The sequence below is a fragment of the Paenibacillus sp. UNC496MF genome, from assembly GCF_900113915.1.
GTDB classification, from domain to species: Bacteria; Bacillota; Bacilli; order Paenibacillales; family Paenibacillaceae; genus Paenibacillus_Z; species Paenibacillus_Z artemisiicola.
Map to the genome: position 1 here is coordinate 81,546 of NZ_FORE01000012.1, position 14,885 is coordinate 96,430.

Sequence of the window (14,885 nt, forward strand, 5' to 3'; positions counted from 1 at the left end):
GGAAACGAATATGAAAATCGTAGTCATCGGCGGTACCGGATTGATCGGAAAGAAGCTCGTCCATAACCTTCAAGAGCTGGGGCATGAAGCCGTGGCGGCGTCGCCTTCCAAAGGCGTCAACGCCGTGACCGGCGAAGGCTTGGCCGAAGCGCTGAGCGGCGCGCAGGTCGTCGTCGACGTGGCGAACGCGCCGTCTTGGGAAGATCAGGCCGTGCTGGACTTTTTCGAAACGTCGAGCCGCAATCTGCTTGCGGCCGAAGCGGCGGCCGGCGTGAAGCATCACGTCGCCCTGTCCATCGTAGGCACCGACGGCCTGCCCGAGAACGGCTATTTCCGCGCGAAGACGGCGCAAGAGAAGCTGATCGCGGCTTCCGGAGTTCCGTACACGATTCTCCGCGCCACGCAGTTCTTCGAATTCGTGGGAGGCATTGCCGATTCGTTCGCGGACGGCAACACGGTCCGCGTGCCGAACGTCGCGTTCCAGCCGATCGTCTCGGATGACGTCGCCGCCGCGCTGACCGATGTCGCGGTCGCGTCGCCGGCGAACGGCATCGTCGAGGTGGCCGGTCCGGAACGGATGCGTTTCGACGAGCTCGTCCGGCTGTATTTGGAATCGAAAGGCGACCCGCGTCAGGTCGTCACGGATAACGGCGCGCGCTACTACGGATCGACGCTGGAAGAAAAGTCGCTTGTTCCGGCCGACGATTCGAAGCCGCGCATCGCGCCGACGCGGTTCACGGACTGGTTGGTCGGCTCGAAATAAGCCGGAAGCGCCGGCTGCGTAAACCGGCGGGGCTTGCGCGGTTGCGGGCGTCGCCGGACCATGGCGGACAGGCGAGCTAGCGGCAGGTATAGAGCTAGGCAAAAAAGCAACTAGGCTAAAAATAGCTGGGCTAAAAATAGCTGGTTAATAAAGAACCGGGTCAACAAGCAACCGGGTTAACAAGCAACCAGGGTAATAAGTAACCAGGGTAATAGTAACAAGGTAAAGGAAACAAGGTAAAGAGCAACCAGGCTACAAACACGCAACAGGGCTGTCCCGTTCGCCGTAAGGCGACGCGGGACAGCCCTTTTGGTGTGTTTATCGCGGTTCAAGGAATGCCTATCGCGCCTTGTTCAAGGTCGAGCGGACAGGAGAACCGTTATATTGGCTTTTTTGCGCGTTTCCGGAGTTTCGCGGCCGCAGGCGCGTTATTCGTCTCGGATGCAGTCAAAACCGTGGCTCGAACGCGAAATAACGGATCGGATGGCCGCTAAAACCGCTTCAACCCCCGATTTGCGCGAATTAGGCGCAGCTGCGTCCGCTCGTTCGCCGTTCGGCCTTGCCGGCTTGGGAGGTGGTATCGGTGAGCACCAATGGCTTCGGCAATGGCGTAGGTTCCCTCGACGTCCGCGCGGTGAAGACGGCCGTCGGCGGATGCCATCGTATGGATCCGTCGTGGCCGCCCGCGGCGCGCGGTGGACGACCGTCGGCGAAACGTCGTCGTATGGATCTGCTTCGTGGCCGTCCGCGGCGCGCGACTTCATGTCGGCTCGTCGGCGTCAAGCGCGCGCACGAGCTGCCAACCGTCCGCCGGCGGCTTGCACACGAACCGGTGCAGCTTGCCGTCCGGGTCTTCGAGACCGACGAGCAGGCCGTCGCGAACGGGCAGCGCGTGCAAGACTTCGCCGCCCGGCACCAGCCGTTCGGCCAAGCCGCCGATCGCCGGCGCTACGGCGTCCTCGAGCCAGAGCCGCTCGCGGAACCAGCGCGGCGCCGGCGCCGGCGGGGGATACCCGTGCCGGGGCGCTCCGAGCGCTTCGGCAAGCGCCTCCGGCGCGTCCGGCAGCGCGCGGCCTTCGCCGACGGCCGCGACGAACCGCAGGCACAGCTCGACCGCGCGGACGATTTCGCCGTAGTCGAGGCTGCCGTTGGCATAGCGGATCTCGACCGTGCCGATGTCGTACCAGGCCGCCGCGTTGATGCCGCAGCGGTGCGACTGGGGCCGGCCCGCTCGCCGCAGCGCTTCCGGGCGGGGCGCCCGGGCGTAATCCGTCCGCATCGCCGCCGTCACCGGCGGGCAGTACATCAAGCGGTGCCCGCTCGTGCCCAGCAGCGCCCGAAGCGCCTCTTGGCCGGCCAGCGCCGCGTCGAGGAGCGGCGGTACCGCCGCTTCGCCCCACGGCTCGAGGCCGACGTGCACGTGCAGTCCGCAGCTCCAGTTCGCGCGCGCGCCTTGCGCGAGCAGCCGCTCCAGCATGACGCGGATCTCGCCGCGGTCCGCCCAGCGCATCGGGGGCGTTTTCAGCTCGCTGCCGGAATCCTCGCCGTCTCCGTCCACCTGCAGCTCGTCGAGCGACATGACCCAGCCCGGCGGAAGCGCCAGCTCGGCCGCCCGCCCGCCGATAAATTCGATTTCCGCGCCGAAGCGCAGTTCGTTCCACGTTACTTGTTTGGGCCACATAGGCGGTCGCACCCTTTCTTGGTTCGGCTGATAACGGACAGTCAAGCCGTAGCGCAAGGGAGTGCGCGCGCACGGAGTTACCGGGGGATTTTCATTCTCGGCATGGGGTTCCCTCCTGTTGGCGTATGTAATCTAGTACATTCTCGCCGAACGCAGAAAATTCCTGTCCGCCGCTGCCGGCCCGCGCAACTTCTCCCGATGGAAGCCGTTTAGAACGGTAGAACGGCGAAAGAGCGGTACGAGGTACGGTACAACGGGCCGAAGTCGGCGATTTCGGCGAAAGAGCGGTACGAGGTACGGTACAACGGGCCGAAGTCGGCGATTTCGGCGAGAGAGCGGTACGAGGTGCGGTACATGGGGCCGAACGCGGGAAGCAGCGAATGAAAGGGGATGACCAGCATGCGGAAATTCCTGTTGGCGGCGATCGCCATGGCGATGCCGACGACTGCCGGCTGCGGCGGCGGACCGTATGCCGATCGCGAGACGTATGCCGCAGTCAGATGCGTGGACGCGGTCGCCAAGACCGGCGCGGTCGTCGACGGCATGCGGTCCGAATGGCTCGTGACCCTTCGCGGCGTGCAGCAAGGCTTGATTTCCGATCCCGGGGAAGCGTCTGCGAGCATGTCGTTGTCGATTACCGGGAGCAGCCGCATCTACGAGCTGCGGGACGGCAAGCGGGTCGAGGCGGACGCGGACGCGATTCGGCAGGGCCGGACAGCCCAAGTTCGGTGGCGGTTCGCGAACGATCATTTGACGGAAATCGCCACGATGACCATGAGCGGGGAGGGGACGAATCCATGCGATGGCTCGTAATGCTAATGGCCGTCGTGTTGCTGGCGGCCTGCGGCCGTTCCGGCGGGAGCGACCCGGAGGAAGCGGCGCGGAAGGAGCTGGCCAAGCAAGCGGTCATGGCTAAAATGGCCCATCCGAAGCCGGTCTATCGCGATGAGTTGTTCGAACTGAAGCTGCATATCGAGCGAACGACGGTCAAAGCCGGCGAGCCGATCGCGGCCTCGGCCAGCCTGACGTATATCGGCGACCAGCCGAAAATTACGGTCTGGGGAGCCCGTTCGTTCCTGACGTTTGCGATTCATGACGCGAACGGCTTCGCCATGGAAGGCGCTTCGACGGCGGAGCGCGCGCCGACCGGGCTGAACCGCGGCCAAACGTACGCGTACCCGTTCTTCAAAAGCGGCGGTTACGATAGCCAAGCCCCCGACGCGGACTTCTGGCGCGCGTTCTACGCGGAGAAGGAGCTCCGCTTGCCGGCAGGCCGGTACGTGCTCGAGGCGAACCTGTCGTTCGACCTGCATGAGGCGCTCGACGGCCGGGCCGCGTACCGTGCCGCCGCGCACGCAACGATCACGGTCGAGTAACCGTAGCGCCGGATCCGCGCTAGCAGGCGGCCCCGCCGGTTCAGAACGCGATTTTCGCTTCCACGTACGCCTTCAATTCCGCGATCGGCAGCCGCTCCTGGGCCATCGTGTCGCGGTCGCGGACGGTGACGCAGCCGTCGGCCTCGGAATCGAAATCGTACGTGACGCAGAGCGGCGTGCCGATCTCGTCGTGGCGGCGGTACCGCTTGCCGATGGAGCCGGTCTCGTCGTAGTCGACCATGAAGTCGGCGGCCAGGGCGGCGTAAACGCGCTGCGCGCCTTCGGCCAGCTTCTTCGACAGCGGGAACACCGCCGCCTTGTACGGCGCGAGCGCCGGATGCAGCCGCAGCACGACGCGGCTGTCGTCCGCCTCAAGCTGTTCCTCTTCATAGGCGTCGACGAGGAAGGCGAGCGTCACGCGGTCCGCGCCGAGCGACGGCTCGATGCAGTAGGGCACGTACCGCTCGTTCGTGTCCGGATCGGAGACGCGGAAGTCCTCGCCCGCATGCGCCATATGCTGCTTCAGGTCGTAATCGGTCCGGTCCGCGATGCCCCACAGCTCGCCCCAGCCGAAGGGGAAGCGGTATTCGATGTCGGTCGTCGCGCTGCTGTAATGCGACAGCTCGTCTTCGGCGTGGTCGCGCAGCCGGACGCTGCTCTCCCGCATGCCGAGGCCGAGCAGCCAGTCCCGGCAAAAGCCCCGCCAATACCGGAACCATTCCAGGTCCTCGCCCGGCTTGCAAAAGAACTCCAGCTCCATTTGCTCGAACTCGCGCGTCCGGAACGTAAAGTTGCCGGGCGTGATTTCGTTGCGGAAGCTTTTGCCGATTTGGCCGATGCCGAAGGGCAGCTTCCGGCGCATGGCGCGCTGCACGTGCTTGAAATTGACGAAGATGCCCTGCGCGGTCTCCGGGCGCAGATAGATCTCGTTCGCGCTCGATTCCGTCGCGCCTTGATGGGTCTTGAACATGAGGTTGAATTGGCGGATGCCGGTGAAGTCCCGCGAGCCGCAGTCCGGGCACGCGATGCCGTGCCGCGCGATCAGCGCCTGCATGGCGTCGAACGACAGGCCGTCGACGACGACGTCCCGGCCCTGCTCGCCGAGCGCCTGCTCGATCAGCTTATCCGCGCGATGGCGGCTCTTGCAGCTTTTGCAGTCGATCATCGGATCGTTGAAATTGCCGACGTGGCCCGAGGCGACCCAGGCCTTCGGGTTCATCAGAATCGCGGCGTCGAGGCCGACGTTGTGCGGCGATTGCTGGATGAACTTCTTCCACCACGCGCGCTTGACGTTGTTCTTCAGCTCCACCCCGAGCGGGCCGTAGTCCCACGTGTTCGCGAGGCCGCCGTAGATGTCGGACCCCGGGAAAATAAACCCCCGCCGCTTCGCCAGCGAGACAATGTCTTCCATCGCTTTCGTTGCGTCGTTCATGCCCATCGCTCCTTTTCGCATCGTGAATGACCGATGCCGGCAGCGGTGCGAACCATGAGAAAAAGCCCCCGCCCCCGGACATCGCGCTTCGATCGCGCTTCGATGTCCGGGGACGGGAGCTCTGCGCGCCCGCGGTTCCACCCCGGTTGACGCCGCCTTGCCGGCCGCGCCCCCTTATCACTCGCCATCCCGCTCCGGACCGCCGTTTCGCCGAGGCCTCTTCCGGGCTTGCACGCTCCCCGGCTCGCTGAGTAGAAGGCAGATCGGATACTATTGTCCCTCGCCGCAGGTATTTCCATGGTTTGGAATATCGTAGCGCGAAGCCGGCCAAAAAGCAACCGGCTGCGCGCAAAAAACCGCCGCCGGCACATCCCTCGCTCTCGCGCCTAAAGCCGCTCCGCCGGAACCGTTACTCCCGGCAGATCATTAGCTTGTTCCCGTCGGGATCCTTCACGACGAACCAGTGATCGTGCTCGATTCCGGTCACGAGCTCGACGCCGAGCGTCTTCATATAGGCGAGCGCGCCTTCGAGATCGTCGGTCGGCAGCATGAACGCGGGCGTCTCGATGGCCGGCGCGCCGCCCGGCTCCCGGCCGCCCCACTGCGGCATCGTGTCCAGAATCAGCCCGGCGCCCGTCATCGGCAGCGGGCACAAGTGGCCGTTCATGATGGCGCAGGCGCTCTCCTCCAAGCCGAGCACCCGGCAGTACCAGCGGCGGGAAGCCTCGATGTCCCGCACCGGGACGAAGACGCCGCCGATTTTGTTCTTCACCGGGCTCGCGGGCTGCGCGCTTCCGGTTTGCGTTTGCGATTCGTTCATGGCCCATCCTCCTTGGATCGTTGTTAACGCGCGCGGCACGAGCCGCGGGCGGTAGCCCTCCGGCATGGACTTGCGAACGGGACCCGGGCTCATGGCCGGCCTCCCGGCGCATCCGAGAGCGGAAGGGAGTAGCGCGCGAAGGCTTCCCCGTTATAGTCGTACCGTTCGGAAATGGCGTAGTTCCGGTCGCCCGCGTCCTCGGTCAGGCCGTTTTCGCGAAGATACGCTTGGACGGCCGAACTCGCCGCTTCGAAATCGCCGTCCGGATCGGGCGCGGCGACGCTGGTTCGCGGAGGCAGCGTCGTCCGGAAATACCACTGCAGGCTGATGCACGGAATGCCGATCAGCTTCATGTCCTCGTGCCGGACGATTCTCGGCTCCCGGCTCGTCTTTACCATGTTCATCCTCGCGTCGCCTCGCTTTTCGTCTGTCGATGGAGCGCCTTGAGCGCCGCGGGCACGCGTCTCGGCGCGTAATCGCAAGGAAGCCGGCCGTGCGGGTCGGCGGCGCTCCTGTCTCTCCGGCTTCATGGTCCATCACGCTCCTCGGTTCGGGTCGGTACGATCGGGAGATACACGCGGACGACGGCATTCCGCTCGGCGTCTCCGCCCGGCGGCACGCGGTAGGCCGCGAACCACTGACGGCCGTCGTCCAGGGCGAAGCGGCCGCTGGCCGCCGCCCACCGGTACAGCTTCTCCAGCACGCCGGCCAGCAGGCCGTGCGGGGGCGTGACGCAGCAGGCGTACAAGCCGCGCGCCAGCCTTCGCGGCGCGGCGCCCGCGAGCGGCCGGGATTCGGCGCCGTCCTGGACGAGCAGTCCGTTCTCCCACCAGTACGCGTCCGGCTCCGGCTCGCCGTAGCGGTACGACATGTAATATTCGCCGAAGCCGTTCGCCGCGAATATGGAATGCGCGCCTTCTTCGGCCCGCGCGCGCTCGTGCCAGTCGAGGAAGCGCCGCTCGGCATCGCGCTGCGCACGGGCGCCGCTGCCGCGGAAGGCGAACGCCGGCCGCTCCGGCAGGCGGACGACCTCGATCGGCTCGGCGGCCCGGAGCTTCCGGCGCACCGGGAGGAACAGGTTCATGCGCGCGAGCTTGCCGCGATGCGCGACGAATTCCTCGATGCAGGGGCGTCCGTCGAGCTCGAACGCGCTGCCCGGCAGCCAATCCGAGACGAGCCGGTCCCAGCCGTCCTGGACGGCGCCGGGGGAGGCGGACGCGATCCTGCTCACGGCGTACAGGCCGCCGGCGAACGGCTCCGCCGCGAACCCGCACCCGGCGAGCGCCGCGTCCGTCGCGTCCGGGACGAGCATCTTGTACCCGTAGCGCGGGCGTCCGTCCGCGTCGGGCAGGTCGACGCTGCTGCCGAACAGGCGCCATTTCCCGCCTTGTCCTTCAGGCGAAGCGGCAGATCCCGCCGACAGCCGTTCCGCGGCGATCCGATACGCTTCGTCCTCCAGGCCGGCTTCCCGGTCGGCGTCATGCAGGAAGCCGTGCATCGCATCGGGCGCGAAGCGGATGACTTTGACGCCGGGGAACCGGTCCGAGCGTTCCCCGTCTTCGGCGTACGCGAACCGTTCGCGCAGCCGGACGGGCTCGAAGCTGAAGTGAAGGCCGGCGGTCCGGTACGCGGAGGGCGTGAGGCCGACGATTTTCTTGAACGCTTTGGCGAAGGCGGGATAGGTTTCGAAGCCGCTCTCCCGGGCGAGCTCTTCCGCGGACGGCTTCCCGAAGCGCAGCCGTTCGGCGGCGACGCTGATCCGGCGCTTGCGGACGTAATCCTTGACGGGATGCCCGGTCAAGGCGTAGAACAGCCGGTACAGCCCCGCGACCGACGCGTACGCTTCTTCCGCCAGCCGGGACAGATCCAGCTCCTCGTCCAAATGCGCTTCGATGTAATCGATGGCCCGCTGCACGGCATCGGCCGGACTCATGCTGCTCACCTGCCTGTATAGGTCTTGGCTCTATTATAACGGGCGGCAATAACTGAGACTATGTTCAAAATGATCAAAGTTGCCTGCATGCGCTCGTGTAAAATAACCTAACATAAACCTTGACGGTTCGGCCGGCGCTTGGCATAATCGGACTACATCTTACATGTGATCACATATCACAAACTAACAGGGGTGGAAGACATGAGCGATTTGATCGAAGTTTCCACGGTGAACCGCGAAGTGTACGAACGGCTGAAACAGCGCATCACCATGGGGACGATCCCGCCCGGCAAGAAGATCTCGATCCGGAGTCTCGCGGAGGCCTTCGGCGTGAGCACCATGCCCGTGCGAGAGGCCCTGCGCAAGCTGCAGGCGGAAGGTTTCATTACATTCGAGCGGCGGAGCGTCACCGTCAACGAGCTTTCGGTAGAGGAAGTCAAGCAAGTCTTTACTATACGGCTCCGGCTGGAGCTGCTCGCCGCGGAGTGGTCGCTCGAACGGGCAACGAACGACGACATCGGCGTATTGGAAGACGTCTTGGAGACGATGGCGAATCCGCTCCTTGACGTGAACGAATGGCGGAAGCTGAACAAGCTGTTCCACCTTCGTTTCTACCAATGCTCGAACTCCTCCCATATTCTTGAGCTGATCCGGAACGTATGGGATAAGGTGGAGCCGTACATGGCGATCTATTCCTCGACGGTGGAGGATTTCCGGGAAGCGCAGCTGCAGCACCGGGAGCTGCTGGACATGATCAAGCGCCGCGACCTCCCGATGCTGCTGGAGAAGACCGCCGACCACTTGAACTACACCTGCGGCGTCGTTTCGGCGGCGCTGTCAGGCAAAGCTTGAGGTAACTTGGGGCATTCCGCACGCTGGCGCGAGGCTTTCGTTTCGTTCAGGAACTTTCCGTCGAGGAGGTGATCGGTATAAGGGGGTATTCGGGTAGGTCAGGCCTTGCGGCTGAAACAAAAACAACCTAAAACGGAGGTGTCAACCATGAGTCATGCTGCCGCGGATCATGAGCTTTTCGGCGACGAGTACGAGCATGCGCCGGTTCCGCCGGACAAACGAAAATCGCTGCTCGCCGTCACGTCCATCTGGGTCGGGTTTCCGATGATCATCACGGGCGCCGTCACCGGGGCGACGATCGTCCACGGGCTGGGCTTCGTTCGCGGCCTTCTGGCGATGGTGCTCGGCAATGCGCTGTTGTTCGCGTACGTCGGGCTGCTGAGCGCGCTCGGCGCGAAGGACGGCCATAATTTCTCCCTGCAGGCGTCGCGCACGTTCGGCCGAAAGGGGTACATGGTGTCGTCCGCGCTGCTGTCGACGCTCGTCATCGGCTGGTTCGCCGTGCAGACCGGCTTGACCGGCGTCAGCATGAGCGGGGCTTTTCAGGTCAACGAATTGCTTATCGTGGGGATCGCGGGGGTGCTGTACGTGGGGCTCACGCTGCTCGGCATCCGGGCCTTGTCCCTGATCGGGATCGTCTCGGCGCCGTTATTCCTCATCCTCGGCCTTTACGCGGTCGGGGAGGCGGTGGGAAACGGCCATGCCATCGCGAGTTATGCCGGCAGCGCCGACTCGCCGCTCGCGTTCTGGGTCGCCGTTACGCTGGTGTTCGCTCTCTTCGCCGACTCGGGCACGATGACGTCGGACTTTACCCGGTGGGCCCGGAATCCGAAGCATGCTTTGATCGCCACGTTCTCCGCGTTTCCCGTGGCCAACTTGATCGCCATGGCCATCGGCGGCATCATCGCGGCGGCGACGCTCTCCGGCACGGGCGACGTGTTCGGCGTGATCGTCGGGAAGGGCGGCGCGATCGCTTGGATCGCCGTGCTGTTTCTCTTCGTGAACCTCGGCTCCGTCTGCTCGCATTGCTTGTATAACGGGGCGGTCGGCTGGTCGCACATTACGGGGACGAAAATGCGCACCATGACGCTGATCCTTGGGGCGATCGGCATCGTGCTGGCCATTCTCGGCATTTGGAATTATTTCATCGATTGGCTGAATCTCCTTGGCGTCATCGTACCGCCGATCGGGACCATCATCATTTTGGATCAATGGGTTGCGCGCAGGTCGTCGACTGCCATCGACGCCGATTTCCGGTTCCGGCCTTTCCTTGCGTGGGGGATCGGTTCCGCCGCGGCGCTCATTGCCAATTATCAGTTCCCCGGCATGTCCACCGCGATCTGCGGCATGCTCGTCTCCGGCGCGGCTTATTGGCTGATGGCCAAGAAACCGTCCGTCGCGGCGCCGCATTCGGCGGGAGCGAAGCCCTGACGGCACGATTGAAGGAGAGGCGCGCCTACCAACGCGTCTCTCTCTCCGGCCAACGAGATTCAGTACCGCCATTGTACCATACCGCGTCCGAACGAACATAGAAAACGAACATAGAATCGGTCGAATCGAAAAGGAGTGGATCGCATGAGCTCGTTTACTTTCAAGGAAGCCACCGTCAGTTCGTTTCACGAGGCGCTGCGGGCGAAAGCGGTCACCGCGGCCGACCTCGTAGGCTGGTATCTGGCTCGCATCGAGGCCTTGAACGCGCAAGGGCCGAGCCTGCAAGCCGTCGTCACGGTCAGCCCGTTCGCGATGGAAGAAGCCAGAGCGCTCGATGCCTATTACGACCACACCGGCGCGCTCAAAGGACCGCTGCACGGCGTGCCCGTGCTCGTGAAGGACCAGGCCGAGACGGCCGGCGTCCGCACGACGTTCGGATCCCGCGCGTTCGCGGACTACGTGCCGGACCAGGACGCCTCGCTCGTCAAGCGGCTGCGCGAAGCCGGCGCCATCGTACTCGCCAAGACCAGCATGTGCGATTTCGCGGCGGGGTGGTTTTCGTTCTCGTCCATGACCGACCATACGAAGAACCCGTACGACCTCGAACGGGATTCCGGCGGATCCAGCGCCGGCACCGGGGCGGGCATCGCCGCGAATTTCGGCCTGATCGGCATCGGCGAGGATACGGGAGGCTCGATCCGGCTGCCGTCTTCGTTCAATAACGTGTTCGGCCTGCGGGCGACGACCGGGCTGATCAGCCGAAGCGGCTTTTCCCCGCTCGTTCATTTCCAGGATACGGCCGGTCCGATGACGCGCACCGTCCGGGACGCGGCGAAGCTGATGGACGTCCTGGTCGGCTTCGACCGCGGCGACGCGTTCACGGCGGCGGCGACGTACGCCGCGGACGCCGGGCGGTACGAAGCCGCGCTGGACGGAGCGAGCATGCGGCAGTACCGCGTCGGCGTCGTCGCGAACGCGTTCGGCCCGGACGCCGATCCGGACTGCGCGCCCGTGAACGATACCGTCCGCGCGAGGGTCGCTTGGCTGCGGGAGCAGGGCGTCGCGGTCGTCGAACTGAGCATCCCGGAGCTGGAGGCGTGGACCGCCGACACGTCGCTCTACGCCATGCAGTCGAAGAAGGACATCAACGCCTTCTTGGCGAAGCGGCCGGACGCGCCCGCGGGGCGCTTCGAAGACCTTTACGAGGCGCGGCTGTTCCACCCGAGGAACGACTTGTTCCATGACATTTACGGCGGACCCGTGGAACCCGAGCGGGAGGAGGGCTATTACCGCAAGCGGGTGCGCCAGGAAGAATTCCGGCGCGCGCTGGTCCATCTAATGCTCGCGAGCGACGTCGATTTCCTGCTGTATCCGGCCGTGCGCGTGCTGCCTCCGAAGCGCGAGGACTTGTACGCCGAGAAGTGGACCTGCCTGACGTTCCCGACGAACACGGTCATCGCTTCGCAATCGGGGCTGCCGTCCATGTCGGTTCCGGCCGGGTTCGCCGCTCATCTCCCCGTGGGCTTCGAGCTGGTCGGCAAGCCGTTCGCGGAAGCGGATCTCTTGCGGTTCGCCTATGATTACGAGCGCCGGGCGTCGCCGCGGAAAGAGCCCGTCTGGTGAGACGCTCGCCGGATCTGAACTGCGACATGGGAGAGAGCTTCGGCGTCTACCGGTACGGGGCCGACCAAGCCATGATGCCGCTGATCACCTCCGCCAACGTCGCGTGCGGCTTTCACGCCGGCGATCCCGGCGTCATGCGGGACACGGTGGCGCTCGCCAAAGCGCACGGCGTTCGCGTCGGCGCGCACGTCGGATTGCCCGACCGGCCGGGCTTCGGCCGCAGATACATCCAGACGTCGCCGCGGGAAGTCTATGAGCTGTCGCTCTATCAGCTCGGCGCGCTCGACGCGTTCCTGCGCGCGGAAGGGATGAAGCTGTCGCACGTGAAGCTGCACGGGGCGCTCTACATGATGACGTCCGAGGAGGCGGCGCTTGCCGACGCGTTCGCCGAGGCCGTCCGGGCGTTCGATGCCTCGCTTCGCGTCTATGCGCTGCCCGGGAGCCATACGGCCGGGAGCGCGTCGCGGATGGGACTTCGCGTCGTGCGCGAGTATTTCGCCGATCGCCCCTATCCCGCGGGCCGGGTGAAAATGTTCGGCTGGACGCACGACGAAATCGGCTCGCCGCCCGAGATCGCCTCGCGGGTCGCCGGCATGCTCGCGGATCCCCGCTATGCGGAGATCGGCACGATTTGCGTCCACAGCGACACGGCCGGCGCGCCGGCGATCATGCGGGCGCTTCGCGAGCTGCTCGACCGGACGTTCGGGGAAGGCGGGACCCCGGGGACGGCGCCGCAAACGGCCGTAGACCTGCGTAGCGCCCGGGACGAATAGCACGCAGCGCAAAAAAAGAGATCCGTTCCGGCAGACGCTAGCGCCTGTCGGAATAGATCTCTTTTTGCGTTTCTTGCGGATCGCCGATGTCTTCCGCGACGAACAAATCGTTGAGCGAGCTGACCGAGCCGTCTTCCTCCACTTGGTAGACGTCGAGCTTATCGCCGGCAATGGTCATTTCGATGCAGCAATTCCAGCAGAAATACTGATGAGGACCGATCTTGCCGATATCGATCGAGTGGCAGTTGATGCATTTCAAGGGCAACGCTCCTTTCCGCGAATCTATGAAAATACGTGCGTCCTACTAGCATTGCCGATTCGTAGATTCGTTAAACGCGCCGGCTATGAATAGCCGGCCATGGCCGCGCGGCTACCGCGCAACGCAAAAAAAAGGCTGCCCGCCGATAAGGGGGGCAGCCTGTCGAAGTTGGGCGCGAATAACGCCGGAAACGGGCGCGGAACGGTCCGGAGATCCCGGCCGTCTCCCGTCCCGATCGCTTCTACTTGGCCGCAAGCGTGGCGGTCCGCAGGATGCGCCGGTCCTCCGTCCAATGGTCGCGGTACCAGGTGCAGCTTTCGAACGTGTCGCCGATCTCGTTCATCCTGCGCGCCAGCAGCGCGCGGAACCGCTCCAGCTCGGCGGCGTAACGCGGATCCTCGGCCAGATTGCGCAATTGGTACGGGTCCTCTTCGCGGTCGAACAGCAGCTCCTGCCGGTCCGCCCGGTAGATCGCGTAGGTGTACCGCTTGTCCCGCAGCGCCCGCCATTCGTGGCCGTCGGCCCAATCCGCGGTGGCGCCGGTTCCCTGCAGGAACGCCGCCTCCGGCTCCTCGCCCCCGGCGCCCAGCGCGAACGGGCTAAGGTCCGATCCTTCGACTTCCTCCGGAACCGGGAGCTCGAGCAGACTCAGCAAGGTGGGCATGATGTCGCACGTGTTCAGGCACACGTCCGTTTCGCCTTGCGGCACGCGGCTTGGCTGGCGCAGGAGGAACGGGACGCGGACGGCCTCCTCGTAGAAGATGTTTTTCCCTTTCCGTCCGTGGGCGCCGAACAGCTCCCCGTGATCGGACGTGAAGACGAACACCGTGTCGTCGCGCAGGCCGAGCTCGTCCACGGCCGCGAGCAGCCGGCCGAGGTTCCAGTCCAGGTTGGCCGTCATCGCGTAATACACCCGCAGCCAGTCGGGAATGCTCGCGCGCTCCTCCGGCGTCATGCGAGCCCATGCGTCCGCGTGCGGGTCGTTCGCGTCCCGATAGTTCGGCGGCAGCCCGAAGCCGGCGTCCGCGAACCGGGCCAAATATTCCGCGGGCACGTTGTCCGGCGTCCACGGATCGTGCGGCGTGCCGTACGAGAGGAACAGCGCGAACGGCCGGTCCTCTTCCGCCATCCGCCGCAATTGCCCGATGGCCATGTCGGTCTGCCCGTCGGGTTCGTAGCCTTCCATCGGGATTTTCGCCGGGGAGTCGGCATGGTAGTACATGCCGTAATACTCGTGGTGAAAGTTGTACGCGGCCCAGAAGCCGTCGAAGCCGAGCCGGTGTTCCCCGGGCGGCGTGTAGGAATTGCGGGTTTCGTAGTGATGGCCCAGCTCGTTCGCCGACAAATGCCATTTGCCGATGTAGGCCGTCTCGTAGCCGCCTTCGGTCAGGACGTGCCCGATGCCGCGATGGTTCGGATTCATGCTGATTTCGTTGATGACCATGCCCGTGCTGGTCGTGTACTTGCCGGTGAACAGCGACGCCCGGTACGGCGCGCATACCGGATGGCCGGAGACGGCGTTGGCGAAATTCATGCTTTCCCCGGCGAGCCGGTCCAGGTTGGGCGTCTGCGCCCGCCGGTCGCCGGCATAGCCGCAGGCGTCCAGGCGCAGCTGGTCGGCAAAGACGTAGATGAGGTTCGGTCGCGCGCGAAGCGCATGGCGTTGCATCGTAAAGGACCTCCTTGGACGTGTCGAAGAGCGCCGCGCGTTTCCGAAGCGCCCGGCGCCATGGTTGACCGTTTTAGCATGCGAGTGTCTTGCTTCGCCAGTGCTGGCGCTGCTGCGATCGTTCGAACGCGGCTTAGCCGCTTTCTCGCGCGTAACTTCATTTTACCTCCGCGCGCCGCCGCGCGACATGCGGGATACGGAACAAAAGGTGAGGGTGAAGGACATGTGCTATAATGCGGACATCGAGAATGGAATCGAGGAAAGTGAGGGTTA

Annotated in this window: 15 protein-coding genes; 7 read left to right on the forward strand and 8 right to left on the reverse strand. The window is 64.9% G+C overall.

The window, feature by feature from the left end:
- The first annotated feature begins 10 nt into the window (after nucleotides 1–10).
- Complete coding sequence (locus BMZ79_RS21715) at nucleotides 11–763, forward strand: SDR family oxidoreductase (protein WP_090643783.1); 753 nt, start codon at nucleotides 11–13, stop codon at nucleotides 761–763.
- A gap of 760 nt (nucleotides 764–1,523) precedes the next feature.
- Here BMZ79_RS21715 and BMZ79_RS21720 read toward each other — a convergent pair.
- Entirely contained in the window at nucleotides 1,524–2,444 is a 921-nt protein-coding gene (locus tag BMZ79_RS21720; protein ID WP_090643785.1) for an amidoligase family protein, read from the reverse strand.
- 209 nt (nucleotides 2,445–2,653) lie between these two features.
- A complete protein-coding gene (locus BMZ79_RS21725; RefSeq protein ID WP_218154751.1) occupies nucleotides 2,654–2,875 on the reverse strand; it encodes a hypothetical protein in 222 nt (73 codons plus the stop codon).
- Here BMZ79_RS21725 and BMZ79_RS21730 point away from each other — a divergent pair.
- A complete protein-coding gene (locus tag BMZ79_RS21730) occupies nucleotides 2,844–3,257 on the forward strand; it encodes a hypothetical protein (RefSeq protein ID WP_090643789.1) in 414 nt (137 codons plus the stop codon). The two genes, BMZ79_RS21725 and BMZ79_RS21730, sit on opposite strands and share 32 nt — an antisense overlap.
- Nucleotides 3,242–3,820, forward strand: a complete 579-nt coding sequence (locus BMZ79_RS21735; protein ID WP_143089030.1) for a hypothetical protein — start codon at nucleotides 3,242–3,244, stop codon at nucleotides 3,818–3,820. The genes BMZ79_RS21730 and BMZ79_RS21735 overlap by 16 nt, the downstream gene beginning before the upstream one ends.
- Nucleotides 3,821–3,860: 40 nt before the next feature.
- On the opposite strand, the gene BMZ79_RS21740 is transcribed toward BMZ79_RS21735, so the two are convergent.
- The 4 genes from BMZ79_RS21740 to BMZ79_RS21755 all read right to left on the reverse strand — a co-directional run bounded on the left by BMZ79_RS21740 (nucleotide 3,861) and on the right by BMZ79_RS21755 (nucleotide 8,005).
- The gene (locus BMZ79_RS21740; protein WP_143089031.1) at nucleotides 3,861–5,252 is read right to left on the reverse strand and encodes a glycine--tRNA ligase; all 1,392 of its coding nucleotides are present in this window, start codon (nucleotides 5,250–5,252) and stop codon (nucleotides 3,861–3,863) included.
- Between the two features lie 409 nt (nucleotides 5,253–5,661).
- The gene (locus BMZ79_RS21745) at nucleotides 5,662–6,072 is read right to left on the reverse strand and encodes a VOC family protein (protein ID WP_256252956.1); all 411 of its coding nucleotides are present in this window, start codon (nucleotides 6,070–6,072) and stop codon (nucleotides 5,662–5,664) included.
- A gap of 89 nt (nucleotides 6,073–6,161) precedes the next feature.
- Nucleotides 6,162–6,476: a hypothetical protein gene (locus BMZ79_RS21750; RefSeq protein WP_256252957.1), complete on the reverse strand. Its 315-nt coding sequence runs from the start codon at nucleotides 6,474–6,476 to the stop codon at nucleotides 6,162–6,164.
- A gap of 122 nt (nucleotides 6,477–6,598) precedes the next feature.
- Entirely contained in the window at nucleotides 6,599–8,005 is a 1,407-nt protein-coding gene (locus BMZ79_RS21755) for a helix-turn-helix domain-containing protein (protein WP_090643798.1), read from the reverse strand.
- Between the two features lie 201 nt (nucleotides 8,006–8,206).
- Between BMZ79_RS21755 and BMZ79_RS21760 the strand changes: the two genes are divergently transcribed.
- The 4 genes from BMZ79_RS21760 to BMZ79_RS21775 all read left to right on the forward strand — a co-directional run bounded on the left by BMZ79_RS21760 (nucleotide 8,207) and on the right by BMZ79_RS21775 (nucleotide 12,684).
- Complete coding sequence (locus BMZ79_RS21760) at nucleotides 8,207–8,857, forward strand: GntR family transcriptional regulator (protein WP_090643800.1); 651 nt, start codon at nucleotides 8,207–8,209, stop codon at nucleotides 8,855–8,857.
- A 147-nt stretch (nucleotides 8,858–9,004) separates the two neighbouring features.
- Nucleotides 9,005–10,288: a cytosine permease gene (locus tag BMZ79_RS21765; protein ID WP_090643803.1), complete on the forward strand. Its 1,284-nt coding sequence runs from the start codon at nucleotides 9,005–9,007 to the stop codon at nucleotides 10,286–10,288.
- Nucleotides 10,289–10,432: 144 nt separating this feature from the next.
- On the forward strand, nucleotides 10,433–11,911 hold the full coding sequence (locus BMZ79_RS21770) for an amidase (RefSeq protein ID WP_090643806.1): 1,479 nt from the start codon (nucleotides 10,433–10,435) through the stop codon (nucleotides 11,909–11,911).
- On the forward strand, nucleotides 11,908–12,684 hold the full coding sequence (locus tag BMZ79_RS21775) for a 5-oxoprolinase subunit PxpA (protein WP_256252960.1): 777 nt from the start codon (nucleotides 11,908–11,910) through the stop codon (nucleotides 12,682–12,684). The genes BMZ79_RS21770 and BMZ79_RS21775 overlap by 4 nt, the downstream gene beginning before the upstream one ends.
- A 37-nt stretch (nucleotides 12,685–12,721) precedes the next feature.
- Here BMZ79_RS21775 and BMZ79_RS21780 read toward each other — a convergent pair whose 3' ends face one another.
- Nucleotides 12,722–12,943 carry a hypothetical protein gene (locus BMZ79_RS21780; RefSeq protein ID WP_090643808.1) on the reverse strand — a complete coding sequence of 74 codons (222 nt, stop codon included), beginning with the start codon at nucleotides 12,941–12,943 and terminating at the stop codon, nucleotides 12,722–12,724.
- 241 nt (nucleotides 12,944–13,184) lie between these two features.
- Nucleotides 13,185–14,612, reverse strand: a complete 1,428-nt coding sequence (locus tag BMZ79_RS21785; protein ID WP_090643811.1) for a sulfatase family protein — start codon at nucleotides 14,610–14,612, stop codon at nucleotides 13,185–13,187.
- Nucleotides 14,613–14,885 lie beyond the last annotated feature (273 nt).